This is a genomic window from Bosea sp. Tri-49 (assembly GCF_003952665.1).
In the GTDB taxonomy this organism is placed as follows: Bacteria; Pseudomonadota; Alphaproteobacteria; order Rhizobiales; family Beijerinckiaceae; genus Allobosea.
Genome location: NZ_CP017946.1, coordinates 1,250,108 through 1,273,142, shown reverse-complemented (window position 1 = coordinate 1,273,142; position 23,035 = coordinate 1,250,108). Strand labels below are relative to the sequence as shown.

At 63.9% G+C, this 23,035-nt stretch carries 23 protein-coding genes; 17 read left to right on the top strand and 6 right to left on the bottom strand.

From position 1 onward, the window contains the following. Positions 1-7: 7 nt before the first annotated feature. The 7 genes from BLM15_RS06205 to BLM15_RS06175 all read left to right on the top strand — a co-directional run bounded on the left by BLM15_RS06205 (position 8) and on the right by BLM15_RS06175 (position 9,670). On the top strand, positions 8-820 hold the full coding sequence (locus tag BLM15_RS06205) for a CoA transferase subunit A (protein ID WP_236846587.1): 813 nt from the start codon (positions 8-10) through the stop codon (positions 818-820). After that, positions 820-1,569 carry a CoA transferase gene (locus tag BLM15_RS06200; RefSeq protein ID WP_126111363.1) on the top strand — a complete coding sequence of 250 codons (750 nt, stop codon included), beginning with the start codon at positions 820-822 and terminating at the stop codon, positions 1,567-1,569. The genes BLM15_RS06205 and BLM15_RS06200 overlap by 1 nt, the downstream gene beginning before the upstream one ends. A 37-nt stretch (positions 1,570-1,606) precedes the next feature. Then, positions 1,607-2,824, top strand: a complete 1,218-nt coding sequence (locus BLM15_RS06195) for a CaiB/BaiF CoA transferase family protein (RefSeq protein ID WP_126111361.1) — start codon at positions 1,607-1,609, stop codon at positions 2,822-2,824. Further along, the gene (locus tag BLM15_RS06190; protein WP_126111359.1) at positions 2,821-5,133 is read left to right on the top strand and encodes a molybdopterin-dependent oxidoreductase; all 2,313 of its coding nucleotides are present in this window, start codon (positions 2,821-2,823) and stop codon (positions 5,131-5,133) included. The genes BLM15_RS06195 and BLM15_RS06190 overlap by 4 nt, the downstream gene beginning before the upstream one ends. Before the next feature lie 74 nt (positions 5,134-5,207). After that, positions 5,208-5,777, top strand: coding sequence for a peroxidase-related enzyme (locus BLM15_RS06185; protein ID WP_164547411.1), 570 nt, complete (start codon positions 5,208-5,210; stop codon positions 5,775-5,777). A 313-nt stretch (positions 5,778-6,090) separates the two neighbouring features. Then, entirely contained in the window at positions 6,091-7,800 is a 1,710-nt protein-coding gene (locus tag BLM15_RS06180) for a calcium-binding protein (RefSeq protein ID WP_126111355.1), read from the top strand. A 397-nt stretch (positions 7,801-8,197) separates the two neighbouring features. Then, a complete protein-coding gene (locus BLM15_RS06175) occupies positions 8,198-9,670 on the top strand; it encodes a tyrosine-type recombinase/integrase (RefSeq protein ID WP_126111353.1) in 1,473 nt (490 codons plus the stop codon). On the opposite strand, the gene BLM15_RS06170 is transcribed toward BLM15_RS06175, so the two are convergent. Both BLM15_RS06170 and BLM15_RS06165 read right to left on the bottom strand, forming a co-directional pair. Further along, a complete protein-coding gene (locus BLM15_RS06170; protein WP_126111352.1) occupies positions 9,648-10,256 on the bottom strand; it encodes a Cap15 family cyclic dinucleotide receptor domain-containing protein in 609 nt (202 codons plus the stop codon). The genes BLM15_RS06175 and BLM15_RS06170 overlap by 23 nt on opposite strands. After that, a complete protein-coding gene (locus BLM15_RS06165; RefSeq protein WP_126111350.1) occupies positions 10,256-11,221 on the bottom strand; it encodes a nucleotidyltransferase-like protein in 966 nt (321 codons plus the stop codon). Before BLM15_RS06165 ends, BLM15_RS06170 begins: the two co-directional genes overlap by 1 nt. A gap of 476 nt (positions 11,222-11,697) precedes the next feature. Between BLM15_RS06165 and BLM15_RS06160 the strand changes: the two genes are divergently transcribed. From BLM15_RS06160 to BLM15_RS06150, 3 genes are all read left to right on the top strand, one after another. Next, positions 11,698-11,973 (top strand): hypothetical protein, encoded by a 276-nt coding sequence (locus BLM15_RS06160; protein ID WP_126111348.1) that lies wholly within the window; start codon positions 11,698-11,700, stop codon positions 11,971-11,973. A 173-nt stretch (positions 11,974-12,146) separates the two neighbouring features. Next, entirely contained in the window at positions 12,147-12,692 is a 546-nt protein-coding gene (locus tag BLM15_RS06155; RefSeq protein WP_126111346.1) for a GIY-YIG nuclease family protein, read from the top strand. Between the two features lie 259 nt (positions 12,693-12,951). Next, on the top strand, positions 12,952-13,749 hold the full coding sequence (locus BLM15_RS06150) for an AbiJ-NTD4 domain-containing protein (RefSeq protein WP_126111344.1): 798 nt from the start codon (positions 12,952-12,954) through the stop codon (positions 13,747-13,749). A gap of 8 nt (positions 13,750-13,757) precedes the next feature. Here BLM15_RS06150 and BLM15_RS06145 read toward each other — a convergent pair whose 3' ends face one another. From BLM15_RS06145 to BLM15_RS06135, 3 genes are read right to left on the bottom strand one after another with little or no spacing between them, the layout of a single operon-like run. Continuing rightward, positions 13,758-14,852 carry a DNA methyltransferase gene (locus BLM15_RS06145; protein WP_126111342.1) on the bottom strand — a complete coding sequence of 365 codons (1,095 nt, stop codon included), beginning with the start codon at positions 14,850-14,852 and terminating at the stop codon, positions 13,758-13,760. 58 nt (positions 14,853-14,910) lie between these two features. Then, complete coding sequence (locus tag BLM15_RS06140; protein ID WP_126111340.1) at positions 14,911-16,227, bottom strand: hypothetical protein; 1,317 nt, start codon at positions 16,225-16,227, stop codon at positions 14,911-14,913. Continuing rightward, positions 16,224-17,939, bottom strand: a complete 1,716-nt coding sequence (locus BLM15_RS06135; protein ID WP_126111338.1) for an AAA family ATPase — start codon at positions 17,937-17,939, stop codon at positions 16,224-16,226. Before BLM15_RS06135 ends, BLM15_RS06140 begins: the two co-directional genes overlap by 4 nt. 507 nt (positions 17,940-18,446) lie before the next feature. Between BLM15_RS06135 and BLM15_RS06130 the strand changes: the two genes are divergently transcribed. Beyond that, a complete protein-coding gene (locus BLM15_RS06130; RefSeq protein WP_126111336.1) occupies positions 18,447-19,019 on the top strand; it encodes a recombinase family protein in 573 nt (190 codons plus the stop codon). Between the two features lie 17 nt (positions 19,020-19,036). On the opposite strand, the gene BLM15_RS06125 is transcribed toward BLM15_RS06130, so the two are convergent. Beyond that, positions 19,037-19,567: a hypothetical protein gene (locus tag BLM15_RS06125; protein ID WP_126111334.1), complete on the bottom strand. Its 531-nt coding sequence runs from the start codon at positions 19,565-19,567 to the stop codon at positions 19,037-19,039. 152 nt (positions 19,568-19,719) lie between these two features. On the opposite strand from BLM15_RS06125, the gene BLM15_RS06120 reads away from it, so the two are divergent. The 6 genes from BLM15_RS06120 to BLM15_RS06100 all read left to right on the top strand — a co-directional run bounded on the left by BLM15_RS06120 (position 19,720) and on the right by BLM15_RS06100 (position 22,958). Next, entirely contained in the window at positions 19,720-20,031 is a 312-nt protein-coding gene (locus tag BLM15_RS06120; RefSeq protein WP_126111332.1) for a MarR family winged helix-turn-helix transcriptional regulator, read from the top strand. A 381-nt stretch (positions 20,032-20,412) separates the two neighbouring features. After that, positions 20,413-20,733 carry a hypothetical protein gene (locus tag BLM15_RS06115; protein ID WP_126111330.1) on the top strand — a complete coding sequence of 107 codons (321 nt, stop codon included), beginning with the start codon at positions 20,413-20,415 and terminating at the stop codon, positions 20,731-20,733. Positions 20,734-20,838: 105 nt separating this feature from the next. Next, a complete protein-coding gene (locus BLM15_RS06110; RefSeq protein WP_126111328.1) occupies positions 20,839-21,642 on the top strand; it encodes a hypothetical protein in 804 nt (267 codons plus the stop codon). 27 nt (positions 21,643-21,669) lie between these two features. Then, positions 21,670-22,161: a hypothetical protein gene (locus BLM15_RS06105; RefSeq protein WP_126111326.1), complete on the top strand. Its 492-nt coding sequence runs from the start codon at positions 21,670-21,672 to the stop codon at positions 22,159-22,161. A gap of 206 nt (positions 22,162-22,367) precedes the next feature. Beyond that, a complete protein-coding gene (locus tag BLM15_RS31265; RefSeq protein ID WP_164547410.1) occupies positions 22,368-22,526 on the top strand; it encodes a hypothetical protein in 159 nt (52 codons plus the stop codon). Between the two features lie 126 nt (positions 22,527-22,652). After that, a complete protein-coding gene (locus tag BLM15_RS06100; protein WP_126111324.1) occupies positions 22,653-22,958 on the top strand; it encodes a hypothetical protein in 306 nt (101 codons plus the stop codon). Positions 22,959-23,035 lie beyond the last annotated feature (77 nt).

Sequence of the window (23,035 nt, the reverse complement as noted above, 5' to 3'; positions counted from 1 at the left end):
GAGCGCAATGGACCTGCGGGGCATGGCGAGCCGTGTCGAGGCGGGGATGCAGCTCGCGCTGCCGGTCGATTATGCGGGGGTCTCGATGGCGATGACCCGGGCGCTGATCGACCATGGCGCCGGCGACCTCGATCTTTTCTGCGTTCCGACGGGAGGGCTGCAGGTCGACCAGCTCGTCGGCGCCGGGCTCGTCCGCTCGGTCGAGACCAGCGCGGTCTCTCTCGGTGAGGCTGGCGGCGCGCCGCGCTTCAACCAGGCGGTCGGGGAGGGGCGGATCGCGCTCAAGGACGCGACCTGCCCGGCGATCCATGCCGCGCTGATGGCGGCCCAAAAGGGCAACCCTTTCCAGCCGCTGCGCGGCATCGTCGGCAGCGACATCCTGCGCTTCCGGCCGGATTGGCGAGTGATCGACAATCCCTTCGCCGGGGGCGAGGATCCGATCGTCCTGATCCCGGCAGTGCGGCCCGACATCGCGCTCTTCCATGCGCCGATGGCGGATCGTCATGGCAATGTCTGGATCGGGCGGCGCCGCGAGCTCGCGGCGATGGCTTATGCCGCGGAACAGACCCTGGTCACGGTCGAGCGCATCGTCGACGAGAACCTGCTCGGCAGCGAAATGAGCGCCGCCGGAACCTTGCCGGCGCTCTATGTGACCGAGATCGCAGTCGCGCCCCGCGGCGCCTGGCCCTATGGCCTCTGGGGCGAGTATGCGACCGATACGGCCGAGATCCTGCGCTACGCGAAGGCTGCCCGGACGCCGGAAGGCTTCGCTGAGTACATGGCAGGACCAGCGGATCGCAAGCACCGGGAACTCGCCTGATGACGGATGTGCATCCCCGCGAGATCCTGATCGCGACCATCGCCCGCCTGCTCGACGGCGTCCGGCATGTCGCCGTGGGCGCGTCTTCGCCGATTCCCGCCGCCGGCGCGATGCTGCTGCGGGCCCTGAAGAAGCGCGCCGGTGCGCCCCAGGTCAGGATTTCGATCCTCGGCTCGGTCGAGCACAACTTCTTCACCAACGGCTCGGCCGAGCTGTTCGACTGCGCGGGGCAGGGGCGGGTCGATGCCTTCTTTCTCGGCGGCGGCCAGATCGACGGGCAGGCCAACATCAATCTGGTGGGCATCGGTGACTATCCGGCCTCGGCGCCGCGGTGGCCGGGCTCGTTCGGGTCGGCTTATCTCTATTTCGTCGTTCCCCGCGTCATCCTGTTCCGCGAGGAGCACAGCCCGCGCGTCTTCGTCGAGAAGGTCGACTTCATCAGCGCGCCCGGAACGAGCCCGGCCGGCGTCCACCGGACCGGCGGGCCGGTGGCGCTGCTGACGGGCAAGGCCCTGTTCAGCTTCGACAAGACCCGTCCCGGCTTCACCCTGGAGAGCCTCCATCCCGGCCACGACCTCAACGAGGTGAGGGAGGCGACGGGTTTCGCATTCAGGCACGCGGAACAGCCCGGCCAGACCGAGACCCCCGACCCAACGACGCTCGCTCTCCTGCGCGGGCAGGTCATGGACGAGCTCGCGGAAACCTATCCGGAATTCGCCAGCCAGATGCGGCGCGGGGTCTGCGCATGACACGATATCTCAGCCAAGACAGCCAGCAGGACAGGACATGAACTCTCGCACCGGCTCCCTGGCCGAGATCAAGGTCATCGACGCCAGCCGCGTTCTCGGCGGCCCCTATGCCGGCCAGATTCTCGGCGACCATGGCGCCGACGTGATCAAGATCGAACCTCCGGCGGGTGACGAGACGCGCGGCTGGGGGCCGCCCTTCCTCGATGACGCCGCCAGCTATTTCCTCGGCGTGAACCGCAACAAACGCGGCATGGCACTCGACCTGACGCAGGAGGCCGGCCGCGAGCTGCTCCTGCGCCTGCTGGAAACGGCGGATGTCTTCATCGAGAACTTCAAGACCGGCACGCTCGATCGCTGGGGCCTCGGCCGGGAAGAGCTGCAGCAGCGCTTCCCCCGCCTAGTCCATTGCCGCATCTCGGGCTTCGGCGCCGACGGGCCGCTCGGCGGCCTGCCAGGCTACGATGCGGCGATCCAAGCTTCCGCCGGCATCATGAGCGTCAATGGCGAGCTCGGCGGAGAACCGCTACGGGTCGGGCTCCCGGTCGTCGACATGGTGACGGGCCTCAATGCCGTGATCGGCATTCTCATGGCACTGCAGGAGCGAGCATCGAGCGGGAAAGGTCAGTTCGTCGAGGCGACGCTCTATGATTGCGGGATTTCGCTGCTGCATCCCCATCTGCCGAACTTCTACCTTTCGGGGAAGGTCGCGGGACGTTCCGGCAACGCCCATCCCAACATCACCCCCTACGATGTTTTCGCCACACGCGACGCGCCGCTCTTCCTCGCCGTCGGCAACAACCGGCAGTTCGCCACGCTGTGCGAGGTCATCGACCGGCCTGAGCTGGCGGACGATCCGCGCTACGCGAGCAACAAGGACCGCAACCTCAACCGCGATGCACTCAAGGCCGACCTGGAAGAGGCGATGACGGGCTTCGACTGCAGCCCGCTCGCCGAGCGCCTGATCAAGTCCGGCGTGCCCTGCGGCGCCGTCCGCACGATCGATCAGGTGATGGCCGATCCGCATACCCATCACCGCGAGATGGTGATCGACATCGGGGCCTATCGCGGCACCGGCAGCCCGATCAAGCTGTCGCGCACCCCGGCCTCCTACCGTCTGGCGCCACCGCGCTTCGGCGAGCACACCGCGGCGATTCTCGACGAGGTCGGCGTGCAGGGCGATCTCTTCGCCGACGTGTTGCCGGGCTTCGATGCGGGGGCGGACCCGGCCGCTGGAAAGCGGAAGGTGCGCGGATGAGCACGGTTCAGCGCTATCCGCATTGCAGCCATTGGGGCGCCTATACGATCCTGGTCGAGGATGGCCGGATCATCGGCATTGAGCCCTTCGAGCACGATCCCTCGCCATCGCCGATCAACCAGTCGGTCCGGGACTGGGCGAGCACGGAGCGCCGCGTTCTGACGCCGCTGGTACGCTCGGGCTGGCTCGAAGGCCGCGAGCACAGCGACCGCCGGGGCAGGGGCCGCGACAGGTTCGTGCCGGTGAGCTGGGAGGAGGCGACCTCTCTCGTCGCCGGCGAGATCCGGCGCGTCTCGGAAACCTTCGGCAATGCCTCGATCTTCGCCGGCTCCTATGGCTGGACGAGTTGCGGGCGCTTCCATCATGCGCCCTCGCTGCTGAAGCGCATGCTCAACCTCGTCGGCGGCTATACCGGCCATGTCGATACCTATTCGATCGCCGCCGGCCCGGTGATCCTGCGCCATACACTGGGCGATGCCGGCGCCTGCGGCGGCCAGGCCAACACGCTCGACACCATCGCGGAGCACACCGAAACGCTGCTCGTCTTCGGCGCGCTCTCGCCGCGGACGGCGCAGAACGAGGCGGGCGGCATCGCGAGCCACGCGCTGGAGACCCATCTGCGCAAGATCGCCGAGAGGGGCGTGAAGGTCATCCTCATCTCGCCGCTGCGCGATGATGTTCCCGATTGGCTGAATGCCGAATGGTGGCCGATCCGGCCGAACACCGACGCGGCGCTGATGCTCGGGCTCGCCGGCGAGATTCTGAGACAGGGGCGGCATGACCGCTCCTTCCTCAATCGTTCCACGAGTGGCTCCGAGCGGCTGATCTCCTATCTCGACGGCAGCCATGACGGGGTGGTCAAGGACGCGTCCTGGGCGGCCGGGATCACCGGGCTGGAAGCGGGCCAAATCGCGGAGCTGGCGCAGCGGCTCGTCGAAACCCGCTCGATGCAAACCGTGAGCTGGAGCCTGCAGCGGGCTCATCACGGCGAACAGCCGTTCTGGGCAGCGCTGGCACTGGCGGCGATGACCGGCCAGATCGGCCTGCCGGGTGGCGGCGTCGGCTATGGCTATGCCTCGCTCGGGGGCGTCGGAGCGCCGATCAACCTCGGCAAGTCGCCAGCGATGTCGCAATTGCGCAAGCCGCTGGAGAGCTTCATTCCGGTCGCCCGGATCAGTGACATGCTGCTTCAACCAGGCGGGACCTACACCTATCAGGGCGAGACCCGGACCTACCCCGACGCGCGGCTGGTCTATTGGGCGGGCGGCAACCCCTATCATCACCATCAGGACCTGAACCGCCTCGCCGAGGCCTGGACGCGGCCGGAGACAATCATTGTCCAGGACCCGATGTTCACGGCGACCGCGCAGCGGGCCGATATCGTGCTGCCGGCCAACACCTCGATCGAGCGCAACGACATGGCGGGCAACAAGCGCTCCGATTGCATCATCGCCATGCACAAGGCGATCGGGCCCGTAGGAGACCCTCGCTCCGATTTCGCGATCTTCCGGGCGATCGCAGAACAGCTCGGTGTCGGGCCGGCTTTCGACGAAGGGCGCGACGAGATGGGCTGGCTGCGCCATCTCTACGACCTCACTCGCACAGACGCTGCCACGCGCCTCGGCTTCGAGATGCCGGATTTCGATACGTTCTGGACGCAAGGATACGCCCATTGCCCGACGCAGGCGAAGGTTACTTATTTGTCCGAATTCCGCGAGCGGCCCGACGATAACGCCCTCGATACCGAAAGCGGACGCATCGTCCTCGGCAGCAAGACCCTGGACTCGCTCGGCTATGACGACTGCCTCGCGCACCCGGCCTGGATCGAGCCGGTGGAATGGCTCGGCGCGGCAGATGCAGGCGACCAGTTCCACCTGATCTCGCACCAGCCGGAAGGGCGGCTGCACAGCCAGCTCGAGACGAGTCCGGCCAGCATGGTCACGAAGCGCGGCGGCCGCGAGCAGGCGCGCCTCCATCCGGAGGACGCTGCCGCCCTCGGCATCGCCGACGGCCAGACGGTCCGGCTCTGGAACGAGCGCGGGGCCTGCCTCGCGACTGCCTGGCTCAGCGAGGGGGTTCGGCGCCGGGTCGTCGTCCTGCCGACGGGCGCCTGGTTCACGCCGACCGGCAATAGCGGGCTCGACATCGCCGGCAATCCGAACGTCCTGACGGTCGATATCGGAACCTCCGCCTTCGGCCAGGGCTGCTCGGCCCATACCTGCCTTGTCAGGGTCGAGCGCTATGAGGGCGCGGCCGGCGATGCCGTGGAACAGTATCGCGAGCAGATCGAACGGCTGGTCGCCGTCTAGCCCAGCGCTTTCATAGAGTTACGCGTGCCGCCTCGTGCGGCGGCTGAGATTCGTACAAGAGAGGAATCACCGACATGACACAGGCCGCCATCAGCCGTTTTCCGGTTCCCGAGATCGGCACGCTGCCGGACGACATCCGTGAGCGGATCCTCGCCGTGCAGGAGAAGTCCGGCTTCGTGCCGAACGTCTTCCTGACCCTGGCCCATCGCCCAGACGAGTTCCGGGCCTTCTTCGCCTATCACGATGCCCTGATGAACAAGGCGGAAGGGCTGACCAAGGCCGAGCGCGAAATGATCGTGGTTGCGACCAGCAACGCCAATCAATGCCAGTACTGCGTCGTCGCCCATGGCGCGATCCTGCGCGTGCGGGCGAAGAATCCGCTGATCGCCGATCAGGTCGCCGTCAATTATCGCAAGGCGGACATCACGCCGCGGCAGCGGGCGATGCTGGACTTCGCCATGAAGGTGTCCGCCCGGGCCTACGAGGTCGGCGACGATGATATCGCCACGCTGCAGGCGCACGGCTTCAGCGAGGACGATGTCTGGGACATCGCCGCCATCTCCGCCTTCTTCGGGATGTCGAACCGCCTCGCCAATGTGACCAGCATGCGCCCGAACGACGAGTTCTACGCGATGGGGCGGTAGAATAGGGCGGTGATCAAGCCGAGCTGTCGCAGCTAGCATCGAGCATCCCCGGATTATGGCACTGGCTACCCAGGTCGCGAGCAACACCGTGATTTCCTTCGGGGAGAACGCGTCTCTCACGTTGCACGGTTTCGCCAAGGCCAACCTCGCCGCAGACGCTTCCTGATCTTGCGGAAACTCTCGCCGAAGGTAGCGCTTTACGCGGACGCAATTCGCCTCAGACGGTACGTGCGAACTTGGTCGGTCAGCGCCTTTCGCGTCGCGCGCCGGCCGTCTACGGTGAACCTTGTTCCAGCGAAAGCAGGCACTGGCGATGGTTCAAATCAGTGGACAGCCCGATAGGCCCCTGTCGCTTGATCAGGCATGGCTGAACGATGTGATTTCACGCGCCGCCAGCGCGATTTCATCCGGGTCGACTGCCTCGTTCTTCGATCGTTTCGCGCAAATTACCTATAACCGCAGCACTCTCCTCGCGCCTGACGGAGTCTTTACCGAGGTAGGTTGGACTAGAGTGCCCAATCCGCGCGGCGGAGCCCCATTCGAGACCATTTATTCGATAGGCGCGTCCTTCGGCACGACGACCTTGTATTCATTCAGCATTGCCATCTCGATTAATGTGCTGCCCTTTCCCTCCCTTTATCCTGCCATCTCCCAGCTCATGCTTGCGGATGATACGGCGATCGGCACCGATTTCGACGATTACACTCCCGGCTATGGGGGCAATGACCTGATTGCGCCGGGCCTGGGCTCGGACTTGGTCCATGGTGGCCCGGGCCTTGACCGGATCTCCTATGCGGACGCGGCTACGGGCGTCAGCGTGTCACTGGCACAGGGATACGCTTTCGACGGAGGCGGCATGATCGACCGCTTTATTGAGATGGAGGGCGCGGTTGGCTCGGCGTTCGCCGATCTGATTGGCGGCGATGACGGGGCCAATATCCTCGAGGGTGGCGCCGGAGACGATCAGATTTTTGGTTGGCAAGGCGACGACACTCTGATCGGGGGGGCGGGGGTCGATCTTTTGGACGGTGGCGACGGTGTCGATACCGTTAGTTACGAGACGGCGTCGGTGGGCGCTGTGGTGCGCTTCGATCTCGGTATCGATGCGGACGGGGATACGCTTGTATCGATCGAACGTGTCCACGGCTCAAATTTCGCCGACGTATTGATCGGCGGTGCGGGCGGCGATTTTTTTTCGGGCCTGGACGGCGACGACATCCTTATCGGCGCCGATGGCAATGATCACCTCACTGGCGGGGATGGCTCCGACACGCTCTATGGCGGCGTCGGCGACGATATTCTGGACGAAGCTGACGGTAACGGAATTGGCCTCGATAGGTTGTTTGGAGGAGCCGGCAACGACCACATCGTGGCCCATCCCTATGCCTTCAACACATTCATCGCTGGCGGCGCAGGCAACGACGTGATCGTGGGCGGTATTGGCCCTGACACGATCTATGGCGACGATGTACTTCCGGACGGCCGTTCAAGCGGCGCCGGCAACGATCTCATTGATACCGGCCAGGGGAACAACACGGTTTACGCAGGAGGCGGCAACGATCAGATCACGTGCGGTCAGGGGAATGATATCGTCTATGGCGGCGATGGCGACGACTTCATTATCGAAGACCAATTCGGTGGCGGTTCTGGAATCTTCGCCAACGTACTGATGGGTGACGCCGGCAACGATCGGATCGGGGGCGGGGTCAATGCGGACTATATCGACGGCGGCACGGGCGATGATATCCTCGCCGCCGGGACAGAGTATTCCCTTGCCAGCGATTGTTTCGTGTTCCGCTCCGGCAGTGGGCGCGACACTATCCTCGACTTCAAGCCGGGCAGCGATCATGTGGCAATTCCCGTCAACGTGAATGGCACCGGCTGGATGACGGAGGCTGACATTCTAGCCGCATTCCACGATGTTAACGGTGTTGCGACACTCGACCTCACAGGTGGTAACAGCATCACCTTCGTCGGGCTGCATAGCGCCGACTTCACAATCGCAGATATTATCATTCTATAACTGCTAGAAAACGCGGCGAACCTTAGACAGCTAATGCATGCGAGTTTCGATCAACCGCCGAATGTGTAGCGCCTCACATCGCGGCGAGCCTTAACAGCCGGCGCAAGGCAGCCTGCTCAGATGTTGCCTGATCTGCCAATTTGAAAAATAAACCAACAATATCAATAGTATAGAACGAAGTATGGCTCCGAGTTCGGAGGGCAGTTCGAGCTCAGAGCCCGCGCGATGGCTTGGCGGGCGGCGTCGCGCAATGAAAACAATGGCGGAAGGGGTGGGAGGTTACGCTACCCGGCCCGTATCCCCTTGAAATCATGTAACCCGTTGAGTTTTCAGGGCTTGCGTTGGGGGCAATTTTGACTCATTTGTGGGTCCACATTGCTCCGGGAAACGCCAACCCATGGCCCGTAAACCACGCTTGAAGAAGCTCGGCAAGAACCTTGAATGGCACGGCAGTAGCATCCGCGTATCTGTCACCGTCCCGCCCAGCCAGAGGGGTGCGGTAGGTGCCGCCAAGCTCCGCGAGGTGCTGACCACTACTGACCCTCTTGAGGCTGAGCGGGAGAAAGTGGACGTCATCAAGCGCCTCCGGGCCCGCATCAAAAATCCCAAGGGCAAGCCGCCTGTCATCGTGCAGGACTTCACGCACGAGGCCATGAGTTGGCGCGAGGCCGTGGCGAACGACGACAATGGGGACGCGCTCTATGCCCTGGACGCCCGCGTGGACGTCATCACGCGGGCAGCAGGGGCCAGCGCCGCAGCCTCATTCACCGCAGTAGCGGCGGGACAGCAGACGCCATTGAAGCTCATGCTGACGCCTTTCTTCCGAGAGAGGCGCTTCGCCAAAGGCTACGCTGACGACATCACCCGGTCAGTCACGCGGCTGGAGAGTTGGCTGGAGACGAAGGGCCGTAGCATTACGGTTGAGGCCGTCGCGCGGAGGGAGGCGGGCGAGTTCATTCATGAGACGATGGTCGAGCCCGGCACGCACCACCGCAGCGCCAACCGGGCAATCTCCTGCCTCGCCTCCTACTGGGAATATATGGTCAAGCGTTGGGGGCAGGGCGACAATCCCTGGACGGATCAGCGTGTCGCCAAGCGGAAGGTCCGGTCAGAAGCCGATCTGCTGGAGGGCACACACAGCGCCGATAAACGCCCCTTCACGGACGCCGAGGTGAAGACGCTATTGGCGGGCGTCGGGCGGGGTCCTGTGGTCCTGAAGGGCTCTGTGGCGACTGTGCTGCCGGACTTCTGCAAGGTGGCCGCGCTGACCGGTATGCGGGTTGATGAGATAGCCAGCTTGAGGGTTTCGGATGTTGGGGAGCACGCCTTCACCGTTCCCCGTTCAAAAACAGTGGCCGGCTTCCGCCGCATCGTGCCCATTCACCCCGACCTCGCCGACATCGTTACGACCCGCGCCAAGGATAAAAAGCCGGGCGACTATCTGTTCCATGAACTGCCAGAGCAGAAGGCTGACTCCAAGCGGGGCAGGGGGGCTCCCGTCTCCCAAGTCTTCACCCGCGAACGCCGCCGCTTGAAGGTGGACGAGAGGCCGTTACCGGGCCAGAGGCAGAGCAACACCGACTTCCATTCTTTCCGGCGCTGGTTCGTGCGAAAAGCCGTTGAGGCGCTGGAAAAGGGCACCAAGGGTTTCACGCCTTGGACCATCGCCGAGGTCATCGGGCATGACGTGGAGAACGCGAGCTTGGAGGGACAGAAGCTGCCGCTGGGGCTCACCATGAGCACATACGCGGGCAGTGCGTCGGGGGACGCTAAGCGGGCCTGTGTTGAGGCAGTAGCACTCCCCACCAAGCGAGAGGACAACGGGCCTACGGAACGCGGCGACCACGCTAAAGCGCTTGCGTCCGCCTGATCTCGATGTCGCCCGTGGATTTCCTGTCGGTGAAATACCCACCCACAAGCCTTTCGCGATCCTTGTCGACTGCCATCTCCAGCCACGCGACACCCGTGTGTGGTGGATTGCCATCAGCATGGGTCAGCCTGGCCTTCGTCTCGTAGGAATACCAGAGCCTAGCCCTGCCACCCTTCGTCCTCTCGACGATACACCGCGTCGACTCCGACTCCGCGCGCAGCGTCTCGGCCGACACGTGCGTTTCGAACAGGCCTTGGGTGATGATTATGGTGACGTGGATCGGGTCCGGGCGCGGTGTTGCGGTATCCGGCGACCAGGTGCTCTCAACGGTGCCGGACCATTCGCCGTTCAGGTCCGGGAAGACGACCCGCTCCAGCACGGGGCAGTGCTCCCAAAGCCAGCGCCAACTGAGGCTGGCGAGAACGGCACCGACAGAAACGAGCACGGTCACGGATAGGCCGGCCACGTCGAGTGGCCCAAGCTCCGACCTAAACAGACCGTCAAGCGCATGAATTGCCCACGACAATAACGCACTGGCGAAGACGAGGAATGATGCCTGCGCCCGCCACCCCAGAAGCCCCCACATCAGTTGTTCGTCCTCTCGTAAGCAGCGCGCAGGAAGTCACGCGCGTCCTCGATTGTCCAAGGTTGGTGCGGACCAAAGAGTTGCTTGAGGTCGTTAATCTCGCACAGCGTGCCTGACGCACGGTCCCGAAGAATCTCCCATTGACGCGAGAGGATACGCCGAAAGCGGTCATAGTGATCTTCGTCCACGCGGAAGTGCTCGTCCTCGACCAAGTAGACCAGGCACTCAATCAAGAACGAAGGCACCTGCCTTGGCTTGAGCTTACCAGCGTCCACAAGATCGTCGCGCATGCTCTTCATCTGTCGCACGATTTTCTTGAAGCGGTGCGCGGTCCGCTCCCGCTTAGCCTTTCCATTAGCGTGGTGGATGGCAGGATAGTTGTAAATCTCAACGCCGCCGGGGGCGAGGATCATGATGCCCTCGGTGACCCTGTAGGGAACCAAGATCGTGTTCCCTCGCACGATGATTTGCGCACGAACCGCCGGCACGACGTCGATGTCCGAGCGCGACCCCTGAACCGCCGAGATCGTGAATGCTTTCGATCCGGGGCTGATGTTGTTCTGGCCGAATTTTGCCCGAAGGATCGATGAGAGTTCTGTCTTCATGCGGGCGATGACGTCGGGGATGGCCGGCCCGTGGGCATAGTTCAGGTCGCGCAGAATATCCGCCTGAGTTACGCCGACGCCGTAGATCGGCTTCACGATAGGATGCCTGACGCAGAGATCCATGTCCGCGCGAGTGCGGACGTTGGTGTTGTTCCGGTAGCTCCCTTGCGGGATGACCTCGACACCTTGCTCAGCTAGCCAGTCACTACCAGCGATGGCAGCACGGACCATCCGCGCAGCTCGCTCGATTTGTTCGCCCTCAGTTTCGCTCGCTGGCTTCGACCATTGCGCCAAGCGGGTGTTCCAATCGGACCGGCGCAGTGCTTGCCCGAGGATGGTTGCAAGGTCTGGTTGCTGCATGGAGCCCCCTTTACGTTGGACGAGTATACAAGAGCAGCACCTTTCCCCTCATTCCGCAGTCGCAGTAGTGCACAGGTATCGTGCCACCACCCACGATCAGGTGAAGCGGTCCAGCGTCTGATTACCGACTTCCAGTGGGGCGGCTGCACCTGAACGTTAGTGCCGGTAGGAACGGGCGTAGCCTGGGGCATCCTCACGAGCGCTAGGCTCAACCTGGGTAGGCCTCTGTCCGCACTGCTCGCACTTCAGACGCCCCTGCAGGCGCTCAATAGGGTCACCTAAGCGCAGCCCAGGCAGCAGCCTCCACGGCACCTCTCGGATCCCGACAGGTGGAGCAGCGCACCAACAGGCACTCCTTCCCGGCAACTATCGCGTCCAGCACCCTCTTCATGAAGGAGAACGTAATGGGAACAAAGGGGCCGCTCAAGGGCTGACAGGACTTCGTCCATCGGGTATTATTTCAGGTGGGGGATAAGATGCCGTTCAGCTTCGCGTCGCCGGAAGATCTGGTGCTGCTCAAGGCGTCGTTGGAGCGCGCCTGGGCCACCGTTGTCGAACGACACGGCTATGATCCGCTGAAGGCCCCTGGTGAACGCGAACGGCTCGCTTACATCGTCGCTGCCCTCTGGCAGCAAGGTCAGAGCGGCTGCGTCGCCGAAAGGGCCGTCGAGCAGTTCGAGGTCACGGCACCCACGTTGCCTCCAACGCCGACCGTTAAGCGCGCGTCCTATACCCGTCCGTCCAGGCGCTGAAGGGACCCGCTTGATTTTGCCGGAAAAATCTGAGTGACCTCGATCAAACAGCCGGCGCGACCTTCCCCCCGTGCCGCCTCTTCCATCGCGTTCGGCCGGCCCGATGCCGCCCCGCCTGGGCCTCTCGGGAGGCTGTCCCGCAGGACACCCGTGGGGTCGTTCGTGCGCTCAGCATGACCTTGATCGGCTATGAGGCGAAGATCGCGAAGCGATATGCTCGCGGACGTTACCCTGGAGGCGGAGGGCTGATGCATTACTTGTTCGCGAAAATGGTGGAAAGCCTACATCCGAGCTTCGAACGGCTCGTCGCCGGTCCGGCCTTTACGGGCGGGGCGCTGCCGCTGGCCATGCCAAAAAGCGGCGTCTACCTGTTCACCGAGGATGGTGCTCACCTATACGTTGGCCGCTCTAACAACCTGGAAGGTCGATACGGTAGGCATTGCCGACCCGGCGCGACGCACAAGCAGGCGGCCTTCGCATTCCAGCTGGCCCGTCGTGCCACCGGGAAGCTGAAAGCCAGCTACAGGGCGGGCGAGGACAGCCGGGACGGGCTGATCCTGAACCCCGACTTCCTTGCCGCCTTCACCAACGCCAAGGCCCGTATCCGCCACATGGACTATCGGTTCGTGGAAGAGGTCGATCAGACCCGGCAGGCGCTGCTGGAGATCTATTGCTGCGTCGCACTGGGGACGCCGTACAACGACTTCAACACGCACTGAGGATCGCGATGGGAAGCGTGACCTATGGGGCGTTCGCGACTGACGACGAGGGAAGCCTCTGCATCGATGAGGTCGTCGAGTGCCCGTGGCCGGCGGCTGCGGCCGCTCTAGCCCGCGCTCGCGGCCGGAAGAGCCGTCGCCGTCGCCTTCTCGCGACCCGGCGGTCCAGAGGCAGGTCGAATGGTTCGACGCCGTGATCGTATGTAAGGTGAGCGAGGTGCCGGCAGACCTGGAGATGGTGTCCGGACCTTGAGGAGACATGGACCCACGTAGCTCTTTTTCGGCCCGGCACGGCTACGCGTCGCAGGAAGCGGACATTACGGTCCGGGAGGACGCCCCCGAAGTCGTAAGGGCCGCGGTGCTCGCGCTCGGTAACGCCAGCGGCATGTCGGTCGACGCCTTGCGCGCGACGGTTTGCGAGGTACTGCTCAAGGTGCCGGACCGCAACAATTGGAGCCCCTCGAACGTCTCCGAGGAAACGCAGTACCTCGTGTTCGATGCCCCGTGGTTCCGCGTCTACGATATCGCCGAGCGCATCCACGACAAGCTCTACAACCAAGGACGTCGTGCCGAGGTCGAGTTTGCGCAGCGGCTCAACGAGGTCTTTCGAGAGCACGGCATCGGCTACGAGATGAAGGATGGCCGCGTGATCGGCCGAGGCTCGCTCGTCTTCCGAGAGGCGACCGAAGAAGCCATCAATCTGATGACCGCGGCCGTCAAGCCGACTGCAGCCTTCGAGATGCGCCAGGCGCTTTTCGACATTACCCGGCGCCCGCCAGACATCACGGGCGCCGTACAGCACGGGATGGCGGCTCTCGAATGCACTGCGCGCGACGTCATGGGGCAGCCGAGCGCGTCGCTCGGCCAACTCCTGCCCGGACTAGGCCTGACGAAGCCCCTGGACGAAGCCCTCGTCAAGCTTTGGGGCTACGCGAGCCAATACGGTCGTCATGTCGCGGAAGGGATGGACCCGCGGTTCGAGGAAGCCGAGATGGTCGTGACGGTCTCGTCCGCCGTAAGCGTCTTCCTGCTGCGGCGAAGCAATCCAGGGATTTGAAGCGTGGCTCAGGCCTTCGTCACCCACTGGAGAGCGTGCCGGCAGTAGTCGGCATGCCGGTCGATGCCCACCGCGGGGCGGCCGCTCTTGAGCGCCGCCACCAAGGTCGTGCCGGACCCTACGAACGGGTCTAGAACCGTCCCTCCCGGAGGACATCCGACCGCGAGGCAGCGGTTGACGAGCTCCAGCGGATATGGCGCCGCGTGCGTCATCGGATTGTCCGGCCGCGCCGGGAACGACCAGATGTCCTCGTTCCCGTCGAGGCCCGTGCGGTCGAAGAAGTAGCGCGGCGCACGCGAGAACATGAAGATGTGCTCGAAATCGCGCCAGGGCCGATCCTTCGCAGTCGGCTCCCCGAGTGAGCCGGGCCGGTTCCAAATGATGTCGCTCCGGAGCGTCCAGCCATCCTTCTGCATCGCGAGCGCCACGCGCCACGGTATCCCGATCAGGGATTTTCGTGGCAAGCCGAGGCCGGGCCCGTCGACCGCGCGCAGCGTGGTCCGTGCCATCTGGCGCCCGGTGGCCTTCGCGTCGCGGCCGTGAGGCTTGCCCTTGGCCGAATAATAGGTGTCGCCGATGTTGAGGAAGAGCGTCCCGGTCGGCTTGAGCACGCGGCGAGCCTCCGTGAATACGTCCCGGAGGGCCTCGACGAAGCCATCGATTGTGGCCTCGTGGCCGATCTGCCCGGCGTACCCGTAATCGCGCTGCCAATAGTACGGCGGGGACGTCACGATGCAGTCGACGCTCTCGCTCTCCAGCGACTTGAGGCCCTGCAAGGCATCGGCCTGGAGAACCTTCCACGGCAGGCCCTTGCCGACCGTTCCCTCGAAGATCTGGACTGGCGCGGCCTTGGTCTTCTTCACAGTCACGGGCGCACTTTCGAGGCGCTCAGGCTGACGGGTCTGACCGGCCAAGTAGGCCTTGAGCGCTGACGGCGCGATGCGGATGTGACGCTCGCCGACGCGCACGGTCTCAATCTCGTTCTTGGCGATGATCCTGCGCACCGTAACCTGCGCCACTCTAAGGGCATTGGCCACTTCCTCGACCGTGAGGAGACCCTCGAACACATCGATCTTGGCAGGCCTGAAGTTCGCGTCGTTCATGGACTTAGATGCTCAGGAGTGATCACTTTAGCCGTCAGACGATTTTCGGAGTCCGGTGTCAACTTGAAATGCTGGGGGCGCCGGCTGTCGTCCCCAGATCAAGGCCTTCCCGGAGCACAGCGGAAAGACGAGCGCGGTCGCCTTCCGTGACTATTACAAGGCCCGACGCGGTCTCTTCGACTCCGGAGAAGGTCATCATTCCTTCGGGCACGTAAATGGCTGCTCGGCGTCCCGCCTGGCCTTCGAAGATCGCTTCGTAATCCCACATGTAGCCGAAGACCTTGTAGACGCTCTCGCGCATGTACGCGGCCGTCCCGGCGTTCTTGACCTCGACGATGAAGGTCCGCGCTCCCTTGGTGGCGTGCTCGATGCGGAGCAGGATGTCGGGCCGGCGGTCGTATCCGCCGATCCCGGCGTAGGTGTCGATCACGCCGAGGTAGCGGCTGAGCCCAGTACCGAGCAGCCGTTGCGGCGTCCGGTTGAAGTAAACCTTCACGACTGCGTCCGGTATCGCGAACGTCGCGGCCGGCTCCAGGGCCGATCCGAGCAGGCCGTAATGTATCGGCTCGCCCAAGCCGACGTCCTCCGCGAGGACGGACAGCGTCGTCGATAGGCCGAAGAGCTCGAAGAGGTCGTCGTCGTCGACCGGCTCCAGCCAATTTGTACGCAGGAGCTCCAGGGCCAAGGTCCACTGCGAGACCTTCCCCTTCTCGTGCATGCGCTGACGCCGTCGCACCAGGTCCGCCGCGGCACGATAGCCGGCGTGCCGGCTATGGCGCGCCGCGTGGATCATGTGAGGCGACACTTCTCGGATCGCCTCGACACTCGACAGAGCGTCGTTCCGGAGCGCGCCTTGGCAGGCCTCCCGGATAGCCCCAAGTTTCGGATGCAACCGCTGGGTACCGAGGCGCCTGCCGATTTGGACCACCGCTCGCTCGATGTCCCGGAGGAGCCAGCACAACGCTTGGTTCTCTGGCGTGGCATAAGAACGCTGCTGAATATTCGAGATGTACTTCGCGGATGGGAGCGTGCGATTAGCGCGCCCCACTTTCGTGAGGTCCCATCGCACGACCCCCCGGAGCGCGGGGCCTACTACCTCCTGGAGGTGCTCAGTGCGGCTGGCGAGCACGGACAGGAGCTTGGGGAGCGTCCTTTCCGCGAAGACGTCGTAGCCCTGCGTGAGGAGCTCAAGGACCTCCAGCAGTATCCGAGCGTCGTCCGGCCCGCCCTTGAGGCTCGCGAGATATTCCCGAAGCTCGTTCTCCGGAATGGCGGGCGCGACACGAGGGGCGGACGAAGCTCCAATCCGTGCTAGGAACCGGTGGACATGGCGCGACGATGTGAGCTCGTTCACCCACCTGTCGCGCTTCGTCATTCTTGATCCCTCTCCGGCGCCGGGATGAAGCCGGTCCAGACGCCGAGACGGCGCATGAAGACTGGCATCTCCTCGACGAGCAGCGTCGTGAGAAGGCCCTCGACGCCCTGATGCAGGTCGGCCCGGCCCTGAAGCTGGGGCACGACGTAGGCCTCCAAGGTCTCGCGCAGCAGCGCGCGATCCGAGATGGCCTCGCCGATGGCGACGCGTTGCGCGGCGTGCTTGATCATTGTCAGAGGAATGGCCGGGCCGAATGGCAACCCGACTTGGCCGAAGGCCGTCGCCTCGTCTGAGAAGAGAGAGACGAGCGTCTCGACGAAGCTCTCCGGAGCGTTGCCGCGCTGCGCCTTCCGCAGGAGCTCCGCGTAGATCGCAGGCGGCGGCAGCGGGATCGAGATGAAGGCGAACCGGCGCATGAACGCGTAGGAGAGCTGCTTGAGGCTATGCTTGTCCGCGTCGTTCATGGCGCCAAGAATGCGCCACCAGGTCGGCACCTCGATGGCGTCGAAATCGTCGTCCGGCAGCGTCGGGCCCTGGGTGAGCCGGATGCGACGGAAATTGTTCTCGCTGTCGCGCCGTCGAAACGGCAGCGTGACGCTCTGCCCCGACAGAAGCGTGAAGAGCTCGCCGAACGCCTTGTCGATGTCCGCCCGGTTGATCTCGTCGATGATCAGGCAGCGGCGGCGCTCGATGGTCTCGACAACGTGGCCGGATAGGAAGTCCAGGCGCTCCCCAGGATGGTCCTTATGGACCGAGGGGAAGTACCCCCCGATGGTGTCGAAGGTCGTCCATTGGTCGGTCGCGGATGCCGTCCAGGACGGGAAGCCGGCCTGATGGCAAAGGTGCACAGCGAGGCTTGTCTTGCCCGTGCCCGGGGGGCCGGTGAAGATCACGTGCATTCCGGCACGAAGGGCCGCCAGGGCCTGGAGCGCTGCCGCCTCCAGACCTACCAAGCCGCCGAGATCGCCGAGGTCCGTAATCGTCAGGTCCCACCTGCCGGGCGCCTCGTCTGGCAGCGGGTCGGTGACGTCGGTCGGAGGTTCCTCTTCGACCGCCACCTCCGCCGAGACCGGCGGGGTGAGGCACGCTTGGACCTCGGTCGGGTCCATTTGCTGCGTCTGCATCGGCAGGGCCGAAAGCTCGGGCGAGACGCCAGGCGAGAAAACGCTACCGACGACACCGTAGGCCGCGAGGTTGAACTCCTCAATCAACAGCGCGACCGAGGCCGCCACGCTGGCGACCTCGCGCGTCCTGTAGATCCAGACTGCGAGCGGTGCCAAGCTCAACGGCATGGTTCCGACCGTCTTGTTGCCCTGTTCCGCAAGGTCCGTTAGCAGCGTCGACCTCAGGGACCAGAGCTTGTTGTCGGCGGAGCTCTGCCGGAAGACGACGCGCGCGTTCGTGCGGTCCTTGCGCATCCGCTGGAGGCTCTTGCTCGGATACAGGAAGTTCCGCCAAGGCGAGTTGGACGTGCCGAGTTCGTAGGCAAACGGCACGTAGAATGGTCTGTCCTCCGGGCCGCCGACCGGCGTGAAATAGTCGGAGAGCAGGAGGTTCTCTTCGCGAGCCCCGAACGGGCGCGCGTCCGCGTCCTCGTCGCCGATGGGAAGCTTAGCCCGGAATGCTGCCAGCAACGTGATGAGCTGCGGGTGTCCGTTCGCCGCCAGGTATTCCAGCGACAGCTTGAGATGAGCGACAGTGAAGTATGGCATCCTGGCTTTTCATTCTTGATGCCGCGACAGGCGGCCAGGAGATCATGACAACCGGTCGTTAAGATCAGCCGCAAGGATCCGCGAGTCGTAGCCGCGGGGTCAAGCCATTTTGTTTTGGAAGCTTCCCTTGGAACGGTCACGCCGGCCGGCCGCCTGCGGCGGAGATTGCCGAGGGTCGCAAGCAGTCGCTTGGTTTTGCCGGAAAAATCTGAGTGACCTCGATCGAAGGGCAGCGCGCGACTTCCCCCCGTGCCGTCCTTCCGAAGGGATCTAGGCGGGGCGTCGATCCGCTCTATGCAAGCGACGAGCGTGGCCCTGCCGACCAACAGCCTCGCAAGCTGACGCTCGTGCCAGGCCATGTCGCCGGACATGGCAGGGTACTGTTCCACAGGGCAAGCCCATGCTGAACGTTCCATTCGGCACCCAATTCGTACCACAGGAGTAGGGTGTTGATTTTTGGAACGAGCGGACTCATTCCTCTGAGACCTTTTGGAACGGAGACCCGCTATGTTGATCGGCTACGCGCGCACCTCGACCCTTGAACAGGAGGCCGGCTTGGCGGCTCAGGTTCGCGACCTTGAGGCACTGGGCTGTGAGAAGGTCGTGGCCGAGCAGACCAGCGCCGTGGGGATGCGCCCGAAGCTGGACGACCTCATTGCCTACGCCCGCGAGGGCGACACGCTGGTGGTCACGAAGCTCGACCGCTTGGCCCGCTCGGTCTCGCACCTCTGGGAGATCGTCGGGCGATTGCAGGCGAAGAGTGTTGCGCTGCGCATCGTCGCCATGGGCATTGATACGACGACTCCGACCGGCAAGCTGATGCTGAACGTATTGGGCAGCGTCGCAGAATTCGAGCGCGACATGATGCTGGAGCGGCAGCGCGAGGGCATCGCGAAGGCGAGGGCGGAGGGGCGATACAAGGGCAGGGCACCGACCGCCAGGGCGAGAGCTGACGAGGTCCGCGAACTGGCCGCGAAGGGCGCCAGCATGGGCGACATTGCCAAGCGGTTGGGCATCGGCAAGGGCAGCGTTCACCGCATCCTGAAAGCCGGCGGAGGGGCCTCCGAAGCGTCGCCGTAAGCGGGGCGGTCTTGTCGTCAGGCGGCGGCCCGCTTCAACTCGCGCTTGAATGTGCAGAGCAGATTTTCGAGGTGGTAAGCTCCGAGACGTCTGAGAGCTGCAGGAAAGCGGTCAAGTGGCACCGGCCTTCCTCCGGCGGTGCGGATACCGAGAGCCTTAGCTCCCTCGGCCGCGCCTGCATGCAAATACACCGCGTCGGGCGCTAGCTTGAGAAAGGCCCCGATGCGGGTGGCGACATCATAGATCGTAAGATCTCCTATCCCATTAATCGGGCGAAGCGCAGCTGCCACGAGCGCGTGCAACGCCTCGAACGTAGGAGCATCTGCCAGCGGATGCTCTGCGGCCAGCAGCCTGCGCTTACCCTCGGCCAATACGGCGGCCCTAAGGCGCCGCTGATGCGGATGCCGCTTGCCGCGACCGTCCACGCAGAGCGCGGCCTCGCCAATTGCAGTCGGCAGACTCGGTAAGGTGGCGAACCGGGTTGTTTCGTCTTCGCAGGAACAACGGGGATCTTCCTCGTAGCGTGCAACGATTTCGTCCAACGTCACGACCGCACCTCAGCGCCATTGCAGCTATCGGGTAGCGATACATCAACGCCGTGACTCGGTCGCGCCTGATCGAGTCATTTTTGTCATTGGACGGCGGAGTAGGGTTTTTCCCACAACTGGGTTCACCCATCCCGCCGACAGGACATTCCGCCTTGCCCACGCCCGCGCTGTATCGAGCAATCCAGTTCCTCGAAACCCTGACTGAGATAGAGGAGGGGATGCAGATCAACGTCGCGCTGGTCCTCCTGCGGGTTGCCAGCAAGCCTAGCATCTACCAGCGGGAGCTGCCGCAGTACGTGCCGCTGACGCAGTCTACAGCGGGTCGCATCGTGGACCGGCTGTCCGACCGTGGTGGGCTGGGACTGATCAACTCGCGCGAGGATTTCGAGGACCGGCGCACCAATATCCTGACGCTGACGGCGCGAGGACAGGCGACCGTGAGGGGCCTGATTTCGGTCCTGTGAGGCGGTCGCGGGATTACCCCCCACTCTAGGAAAAAGAAGGCTCTCCGATGTGGCCGGGTCACATCCATCGTCCCCACAGCTTGTAGTCGCGGCGCCTGATGACGGGTCGCCGAAGCCGGAGCGGCAGTGAGGTGATTGCCCCTCACACTAGGAAACCTGCGTGCTCGACCATGAGCAGGTAGGAACAGCTGGGCATGGCTCGCGGCCGTCAACGCCGATTATCACCCACCTATGGGCTGTCGATTACCCCCCACCTCAGGATACATGAACGCTCCTCAGCGAGCTGGTGTATCCATCGTCTGGCGCATGTGGAGTTGCGCCTTCTTGCACCCCACCCGGCGCCGCTCTCCACATCGCTGCTGGCCCGCGACTTCGAACCTCATGAACCCCATTGAACTCGCAGAGGACAACTGCGGCCGCCCCATCGTGCGCGTTAAGCTCGCCAAGGCGTCCGCCGAAGCTGCCCTCTATCTCACCGACTACGAGCACGTCATCGCCATCATTGGCAGGGCCTCGTGGTTTCTCGACACGAACGGCAAAGGCAACAGGTACGTACGCGCTCTCCACCCGGCATCCGCCTGTAACGTGATGATAGCGCGGCTCATTCTCGGCGTTGACCGAGGTGCAGTCCGGTACCGCGATGGTGACAGCCTGAACCTGCGTTCCACCAACCTAATCCGCCCGTTGCGGCATCGCCCATAGAACGCATTCCGAGTCGCCCAGAGCCGCACCGTGGGCGGGGCGCATGCACCCGCCTGCCGTGCCTTCGTCGGCCTCCTGCCCACGTCCAGACTCCGGGAAACAACCATGGAGGGTGCGACCGCATCAACCACACATCGCCCCGCCATCGTGCGGGCGTTCTCGTCTCTGAGGACCAGCATGGAATATCATCGAGAGGTGCTGGACCGGGATACCGGCCAGCTTGAGACCCAGAGCATTGGAGATTGGATTACCGTCACCGAGCTGGGCCACCACTATTGCGTCGGCAAGCGCGAGGTCAGGGCCATCCTGAACCATATTGGCGTGCTGGCGCTGGAGGGCCAGCGCTACCGCCTTCCCCGCCATATGGTCGATCAAGGCATCGGCCGGCGCCACGACTTCCCCAAGTCAGGACACGCCTTCGACGTCCTTAGCCCACTCGGCCAACAACTCGTAGCCACCGTCTGGGATGATACCCTGTCCGACTACCGAGCCGAACGCGACAAGGAGGGACTCGTCGCATGCATCAGGGAAGCGCTGATGACCTTTAAGGCCCGCAGGAATGACGACCTCGGGACTGCCGGTGAGGTCCGCTTCGTGCTCGACCACTTCAGGGACGTTCAGCTCAACACCGTCGCCGCTGCGCTGGACGTCTCTCCGCAATTGGTCTCTCGCCATGCGGCGCGCCGTGGCGCTCAGATGGCATTCGCCAAGAGGTGGCGGGCGCGCGAGCTTCCTGCCGATAAGCAGGCCGTGTCTTCGATTACCGCTGAAAGCGCCGATTTTCCCGATTGGTCGTCTCAATCCGCCGAGGCGATGGGTGATCCCAGTATATTACCCAACAGATCAACACCCCCGAAAATGATCGTAGCCGGGGCCGTTGCGCCGGAAACGGTGTTCCACGCGGCCTGACTGCCGACCCAACCCAAGGACATCGACATGATCCCCATAACAGCCGCTCCGGCTGCCCATCCGCTCGCCTTCAGCGAGTCCACCGTCCAAGACCTCAACCTCGCGAAGGCGCTTGGCTACGAACGCGCCACCAACATTCGCGTACTCATCAAGCGGAACCTCCCGATGCTGGAGGCCATGGGACCATTGCATCAGGCTGAAGCGATGGTCGTCATCGGCAGTGGTGCCCAGCGCGCCATTACCGAGTACCGCCTGACGAGAGCGCAGGCCGCGTTCATCATAGCGAAGGCCGGCACGAAACGAGCCGACAGCCTCGCAGTGTCCATAGCCGAGATCTTCGCCATGGCGGCTGACGCGCGACTGGTTCCGGTAGACGCCGCAGCAGCGGCAGAGCTGGAAACAGTGGACCAGCGACAGAAGACCCGCCTAGCGGCCATCGTCGCCGAGGAGCAGGAAGCACGCTCCGGCGCGTTCGCCTCGCTCGGTCGGGGGCGCAGCCGGAGACGGCGCAAGCGCTGAGCGTCCGGCACAGGGCGGCTGACGCGGACTTTCCCAGCAGTGTGATCGACCCACTATAGGGTAGCTATTTCAACATGTTACGGAGATTTCTGTGTCGAGGAAAGGAGTCGTTTGGCCGCATTGGCACCGTATTCGGCCGCAGCTACTCCAAGCTCCGCAGACGGCATCCGCCGCCCGCTTGAGCCCCGCCTAGGACCACCATCGCCATGGACTTCACCCTCAAAATCGGCCGCCTCTTCATCGCTTACGACGCTGGCGGCCTCATCGCCGGCTTCAAGGGGCTCGCTCAAGTCGTCTGGACGCCCATGTTCGGGTGGCAGACTGACGGCCCCGTGGGGCTCGCCGTGGAGCGCACCCAAGCCTAGTCCCGCCGCATCAGCTCTCTCCGGCTGGGATCAACCCCAACGCATTCCCATCACGGCCCCGTTCGGTTTCCGCCGGGCGGGGCTTTTCGTGCTTTCAACCATGCGCTTAGCGCCGAAAGGTAACAGATGATCACGACCCTTGAATTCAATGAGCTGGACCTTTGCGAAGACGTCTCCTTGGCAAAGTGGCTGGGCTTGTCGTGCCCGACGAACATTCGGAAAACCATCGTCAAGCATCGCGAGGAGCTGGAGAGCTATGGCGAGCTTCTCGAAATGCCTACGCAGATCGACTGCTCCGGCGATGCCGTGGGCTTCTGGCTCAACCCTGACCATGCGCTCGCTCTAACGGCGATTTCTCAAGCACCTCGGGCGCGATTGGTTCGTGCCGAGATGATCAGACGCTCTGCGGTTGATCGTAGCTGGACTGCGTAAGCCGCAGCAGTCCCAGCGGACACCTCGCCTGTAGCGGGTGTCTTCGCCCTTAGACCCATCACGGCCCCGTTCGGATC